The organism is Archangium sp. (assembly GCF_036389735.1).
GTDB lineage: Bacteria > Myxococcota > Myxococcia > Myxococcales > Myxococcaceae > Archangium.
On record NZ_DASVWK010000347.1, the window covers coordinates 1 to 2,193 of the forward strand.

At 70.6% G+C, this 2,193-nt stretch carries 2 protein-coding genes and 1 pseudogene; all 3 read right to left on the reverse strand.

Going from position 1 to position 2,193, the window contains the following annotated elements; genetic code table 11:
- A partial coding sequence (locus tag VF794_RS12170; protein WP_331109904.1) for a DEAD/DEAH box helicase occupies positions 1 to 334 on the reverse strand: 334 nt, incomplete at its 3' end.
- Between the two features lie 70 nt (positions 335 to 404).
- Complete coding sequence (locus tag VF794_RS12175; RefSeq protein ID WP_331109906.1) at positions 405 to 2,000, reverse strand: ATP-dependent DNA ligase; 1,596 nt, start codon at positions 1,998 to 2,000, stop codon at positions 405 to 407.
- A gap of 3 nt (positions 2,001 to 2,003) precedes the next feature.
- Positions 2,004 to 2,193 (reverse strand): annotated as a pseudogene (locus VF794_RS12180) (DNA ligase-associated DEXH box helicase); the annotation flags it as partial.

Genomic DNA, 2,193 nt, shown 5'->3' on the forward strand with positions numbered 1-2,193 from the left:
GGAGCCGGTCGCGCTGACGTCGGCGCACGGAGGAAGAGGTGTCCCCGGTGCGGCTCTCCACGGTGAGGTCGGTCTCGAGGGCGACGAGGGGGGCATTGAGCGCGAGCTCGATGTCCCGGGAGATGGCGCGCAGGGGCGTGATGTAGAGGATTTGGAGCCCCTTCTGTCGGTGGTGGGCGACGTCGGCGAGGGGGCCGATATAGGCGGCGTAGGTCTTCCCAGCGCCGGTGGGGACGTGAATGAGACCACTCTCGCCCCGGGCGTACGCGTCCCAGGCCTGGCGCTGAAAGGGAAACGGCTCCCACCCTCGCGCCCGAAACCAGGAGAGGAGCACCTCGCCCTCTCCCCCCGGGAGAGGGGACGGGGGGGAGGGAACACGGGCCCGTCTCGCACCCCGAGCGGGCCTACGCGGGGACATGGAGCAGCTCCTTCAACCGGTCGAGCGAGTCCGCGTCCTGGGGCGCCTTGTCCACGCGCCACCGGGCGATGCGAGGGAACCGCAAGGCAATCCCAGACTTGTGCCGGGGAGAGGCGGCGATGCCCTCGAAGTGCAGCTCGAAGACCTGGAGGGGCTCGACGGAGCGGACGGGCCCGAACTTCTCCCGCGTATGGGCTCGAATCCACCGGTCCAGTCGACCAATCTCCTCGTCGGTGAGCCCCGAGTACGCCTTGGCGATGGGGAGCAACTCCTCTCCATTCCAGACAGCGAAGGTGTAGTCCGTATACAGAGAGGCGCGCCGTCCGTGCCCGGGATGCGCGTAGAGAAGAATGGCATCCACGGTGAAGGGGTCGATCTTCCACTTCCACCAATCGCCGCGCTTGCGGCCGTGCTGGTAGGTGGACTCGAGCCGCTTGATCATGAAGCCCTCGACGTTGCGAGCACGGGACTCATGGCGGACCTGGGCGAGACCCTCCCACGAGGACGCGTCGACGGAGGGGGACACGGGGAACAGGGGCCGGTCGCGCAGCAGCGCCTCGAGCCGGGCGCGGCGCTCGCGAAGGGGAACCGAGCGCACGTCCTGCCCGTCCTGTTCGAGCAGGTCATACACCATGAAGGCGGCGGGGGCCTCGGCGAGCACCTTGGCGGTGAGCTTCTGCCGACCGATGCGGCGCTGGAGGAGGCTGAAGGGAAGGGGCTGCGCGTCGGCGTAGGCGAGCACCTCCCCATCGAGCACGGTGCCATCCGGGAGGGAGGCGGCGGCCTCGGCGATCTCCGGGAAGCGCTCGGTGATGAGCTCCTCGCCGCGGCTCCACAGGTAGACACCCCCCTGACGGCGGATGAGCTGCCCGCGGATGCCGTCCCACTTCCACTCGACGAGCCAGTCACCGCGCTCCCCGAGCTGCTCGACGGGCTGCTCCAGGGGGCTGGCGAGGTAGAAGGGATAGGGGCGCGAGCGGTCCCCATCGGAGACATCCGGGGCGAGGAGCTGCTCGAAGAAGGCGCGCGAGGGGGCCCAGGTGCCCATCAGCCGATGGGAGACGGCGGCGGGAGGAAGCCCCGCGCGCTGGGCCAGGGCGCGAACGACGAGCGTGTCCGAGACGCCGACGCGCAGCTCTCCGGTGAGCATCTTGTTGAAGAGGAACAGCTCGCGGCGGGGGAGCACGTGCCACCAGCCGGTGACGCGCTCGCGCTGCTCGGCGGTGGAGAGGCCGGCGAGGGGCAGCAGCCGCTCCTCCAGCCAGCGGGACAGGGGCAGCTCCTCGGGCTGGGGAGGGGTCTCGGCCTGGTCGAGCAGGAGGGCGATCATCTCGGCGAGGTCGCCCACCTGGGCGTAGGCCTCGTCGAAGAGCCACTCGGGGGTGCCGGTGAGCTCGCGGACCCAGTCGCGCAGGGCCTTGGGGGGCACGAGCCGCTTGAGGCGGCGGCCGGTGAGGAAGAAGAGTCCCCACGCGGCGTCCTCGGCGGGCGTCTCGTGGAAGTAGGCCACCAGCGCGTCCACCTTGGCGTTGGTGGAGGTGGTGGAGTCGAGCGCGTCGTAGAGGTCCGCCAGTCGCCGCACGCGTCAGCCCTCCGTCTCGTCCGTCTCGCCCTCGAAGGGAGTGGCGAGGGGTGCCGCGTCGAGGCCCTCGTGCTCGCGCAGGTAGCGCGCGAGCACCTCGCTGTAGCCGTGGGTGGCGAGCACGCGCGAGGCGCCCGTGTCCTTCACGGTGCGCAGGAGGCTCGGCCAGTCCGCGTGGTCGGAGAGGACGAAG